Origin of the sequence: Bradyrhizobium sp. PRIMUS42 (assembly GCF_023006515.1) — a bacterium.
Classification (GTDB): Bacteria; Pseudomonadota; Alphaproteobacteria; order Rhizobiales; family Xanthobacteraceae; genus Bradyrhizobium.
In genome coordinates this window covers 1-3,752 of the sequence record NZ_JALBGZ010000620.1, presented here as the reverse complement: position 1 = coordinate 3,752, position 3,752 = coordinate 1, and the positions used below count along the sequence as shown (strand labels likewise).

At 61.2% G+C, this 3,752-nt stretch carries 4 protein-coding genes and 1 pseudogene; 3 read left to right on the top strand and 2 right to left on the bottom strand.

The genetic code is table 11. The features are described from left to right. Both MOV75_RS30585 and rpsT read right to left on the bottom strand, forming a co-directional pair. A partial coding sequence (locus MOV75_RS30585; RefSeq protein WP_309486977.1) for a DnaA N-terminal domain-containing protein occupies nt 1-365 on the bottom strand: 365 nt, incomplete at its 3' end. 1,272 nt (nt 366-1,637) lie between these two features. Further along, on the bottom strand, nt 1,638-1,904 hold the full coding sequence (gene rpsT / locus MOV75_RS30580; RefSeq protein WP_212083530.1) for a 30S ribosomal protein S20: 267 nt from the start codon (nt 1,902-1,904) through the stop codon (nt 1,638-1,640). A gap of 378 nt (nt 1,905-2,282) precedes the next feature. Between rpsT and MOV75_RS30575 the strand changes: the two genes are divergently transcribed. From MOV75_RS30575 to MOV75_RS30565, 3 genes and pseudogenes are all read left to right on the top strand, one after another. Then, nucleotides 2,283-2,600: a hypothetical protein gene (locus MOV75_RS30575; protein WP_028133689.1), complete on the top strand. Its 318-nt coding sequence runs from the start codon at nt 2,283-2,285 to the stop codon at nt 2,598-2,600. Between the two features lie 199 nt (nt 2,601-2,799). Continuing rightward, a complete protein-coding gene (gene msrA, locus MOV75_RS30570; protein WP_246931182.1) occupies nt 2,800-3,462 on the top strand; it encodes a peptide-methionine (S)-S-oxide reductase MsrA in 663 nt (220 codons plus the stop codon). Nucleotides 3,463-3,575: 113 nt separating this feature from the next. Next, nucleotides 3,576-3,752: pseudogene (locus tag MOV75_RS30565) on the top strand (polysaccharide export protein); the annotation flags it as partial.

Sequence of the window (3,752 nt, the reverse complement as noted above, 5' to 3'; positions counted from 1 at the left end):
AGCGCGTCGTGATTGGCCGAGACCGGCGCGGTCGCGGTCGAGCGCAGCTCCGGCGTGGGGGTGCGTCGCATCTCGACAGGCGCCGGGGCTTCCTTTGGTTGCATCACCGGACGCACGGCCGAACGCACCGTGAGGTCGATGCGATGCACTTCCGGCATCTCGGCCTGCCAGCACGACAGCACGCGCTCGGCATAATGGGCCTGAATCCAGCTCTTCAGGAAGCGGGTCGGCACCGAGAGCCGCACGCTCTCGTCCTGCACGCCTTCCAGATCCATGCGTGCAAACCAGCTCGTGTAAACGTCCTCGCCAACGCTCGAGCGCAGCCGACCCTTCACGCGTGACCAGCGATCCTGTTCCATTGTCATCGTCAGAAAACTTCTCTTGAGAGATATAGTTGCGTTGTGAGCGCCATGCAGGTGTTCCTGCAGGACCCCTCAGCAGGGCCCTTGGAATGGCGCGACCTCAAAGCGAGTCCATCGTCAGGCATGGCTCGACCGTCCGGCGGGAACGCCGCGTCAGATCAGCGATGTCAGAGATGGAGGGTTCGCGAGGTCAGCGCGTACTCGGCGCTTCGTCACACGCGGGAGGCTGGAGATCTGACGGATCGAGAACGGCATCGTTGGAATGGGAAACGTGCTGCAATACCGCGTTGAGTCCGTAAGACATGATACCTCCCCGTCTTGCCGTGATTGCTCGCGACAAGGTCCTGCGTGTCTTGACGACAGCCGCGCCGTACTCCTGCGCGGATGCCTGCCCGTGTACTGGTCGTCCGCTCGACTTCGCCGCCTTGCGTACCGGGGTAGCTTCGCGATGTCTCTCATATGCGCTTGGCACGAGGCGGGAAGATCCCGCTTGGAGACATTCAGACAAAGAGCTACCATTCCCATATTGCTATGGGTTGTGAACCGACATCGCTTGTTGAAGCGTCGCCTACGTGCGCACCGCCGCCGATTTGCACGCTCGCCCCGTTTCCTAAACCGCGCTGGTCTGAAGATCGTGGGCGCCGCTGACGACTTAAGGAATACACTAAGCGGAAAGACTCGCAACGAATTGATTCACACTTGAGCCACCAAAAAAACTTGACGTCGGTTAACGCCATAGCGACTTGTGCACAGGCTTCGGACCAAGTTTTTGGATTCGTGCACAGAATCGAAAATGCCGCGCCTCATGTGACAATTCTCCGCCACCGCCAAAATTTTTTAACAAATTCGTCACGCACCCGACGCGCGGGTGAATTTTCCAAACGCTTGCGATCACTATGTCGATAAGTGATTAGCGAGACATCGTTTTTTGAGTCTCATTTCACAGGGTAACTCCCACCCGATGTGCGTTCCTGTGAATCTACGGTGTGTAGAACTTTCGTCGCCCGCGGATTCAATTCGAGCGCGCAGCACAGGGGTTTTTTGCAACGCGGTGAAAGTTTCCGCTGTTGCAAAACATCGGCAGGTAGAACTACGGAGCGAAGCATAGCGCGGGCGGCGCAAACCTTCCAATCGAAGATCGGCTGCGGCGTGACTGCGTGCGTATGACAGGCAACAAAAAAGCCCGGCGCGATGCCGGGCTGTTTGACGCGTGCGATATTCGATCGATCAGTCGACCGATGGTCCGCCGTTACCTGGCGAACTTACCTGGCCCGCTTACTTGGCGAGCTTGGCGATCTGCGCGGTGAGCCGCGAGACTTTGCGGCTGGCGTTGTTCTTGTGAATGATGTTGCGCTGGGCGGCACGCATCAGGGCGGGCTCGGCATTCGCCAGCGCCTTCGCGGCAGCGGCGCGATCGCCGGTCGCGATGGCTTCTTCGACGGTCCGCACGGCACCGCGCATCTGGGTGCGGCGCGACTTGTTGACGGCGGTGCGGCGGGCGATCTTGCGCGTCGCTTTCTTGGCGGAAGTGGTATTGGCCATGGTCTCAATATCCTTTGCGGGTACCGGTCGCGTCTTGGTCGGGTAGCGCCGGCTTGCTTGACCGCGTAATCGACGCTCGGATTTAGGGTGTTCGGTTGCTGGGCTGTCCCCGGAACATGAGGCCTCATAGAGCCTTTAGCTCGAGGAGCCTGCAACTGCTCAAAGAACAGCGGCGGCAGGATTGCGCCCGCCGCCAGTTGGCGCCCTTATAGAGAGGGTCTTGCGCACCGTCAACGCTTTCCGGGCTGGAAAAGCGGCCCCGGGGCGCCCCAGGGAGCACGGTAACGCCCTGAAGAGGTTGAATTTCTGCCGTCTCCCGGCTATTGGCAGGCGGCGTTTTGTCGGGTCCTCCGATCGGACGACCATATAAGGTGGGGCATGATCCGCGGCTTTTTCCGACTGATTGGGCTGTTGCTGCTCGCCGGCGGGTTCATCTTCATGGTCTACGACGGCGCCCGCTGGGTGGCCGACCAGACCCTGCGGTTCACCCGGTTCGGCCAGTTCTGGAACGACATCAATCAGGCCAGCCAATCGGCCTTCCGCACCTGGGTCGAGGCCAAGGCGCCCTGGCTCTGGACCTCGGTGATCCGCCTGCTGCTGGATCAGCCGGTCTTTGCCGTCCTCGGCATTCTCGGCATCTTGCTGATGATCCTGTTCCGGCCGCGGAAACCGCTGATCGGCTATTCCCGGGATTGACCTCCAATCCCGCCGGGATTGATGTTCAATTCCCGCCGGGATTGAGCTTTCAATTCCCGCCGGGATTGAGCGCTGCGAGGCGCGCGGCGTAACAACGCTGCCTACGCTCACGTAGAGCCCTATATTCCCACCTGATCGCGAGCACGCCGCGTGAGCATCTGGCTCGGGCGACGGACAGCTCGTTTGCGGAGATCCAATCATGCTGTTCATGCGCAAGACCACCGCATTGCCGAGCGCAACTGAGGCGCTGCCGGGCCGTGCGCAAGCCATTCCGACCGCGACCACCCATTTCGTCAACCGCAGCAAGCTCAAGCCGCCTTATCCCGCCGGCCTCGAGCAGGCCGTGTTCGGGCTCGGCTGCTTCTGGGGTGCCGAGCGCAAGTTCTGGGAGCTCGGTGATGGCATTTACACCACCGCCGTCGGCTATGCCGGCGGCCACACGCCGAACCCGACCTATGAAGAGACCTGTTCGGGGCGCACCGGCCACACCGAAGTGGTGCTGGTCGTGTTCGATCCGAACAAGATCTCCTACGCGAGGCTGTTGAAGACGTTCTGGGAGAGCCACAACCCGACGCAGGGCATGCGTCAGGGCAACGACGTCGGCACGCAGTACCGAAGCGCGATCTACACTTGTTCCGATGCGCAGAAGAAAGCGGCTGACGAGTCGAAGGCGCTTTATCAGAAGGCACTCGCAGCCAAAGGCCTCGGTGCCATCACCACCGAGATCGCGCCATCAGGCGAATTCTATTTCGCCGAGGACTACCATCAGCAATATCTGGCGAAGAATCCCGGCGGCTATTGCGGCCTTGGCGGCACCGGCGTGTCCTGCCCGATCGGCGTCGGTGTGAGCGCGGAAGTGTAAGGCGCCGGAATGTGCTCCCCTGCCCTCCAGGGGAGGGTAAAACGCCAGCTCAACGTTTTATTAACCATAACTAGTGCATCACTGGAGCCGTCTCGTTTCGAGGGATAGGTCCGGTGCCGGTTGCACGCGCGTTTCGATGGTCGAACTTGGCGTCTTTGGCAGCGTCCGCCGCGCTGACCCTAGGCGGCTGCATGCAGACCGCCGGCCCTGTCGCGGTGATGCAGCCGCGCGCCGATCTCGACTCCATGGCCTATGGCCAGCCCTACAGCGCGCCGCAGCCGGTTGTCGTC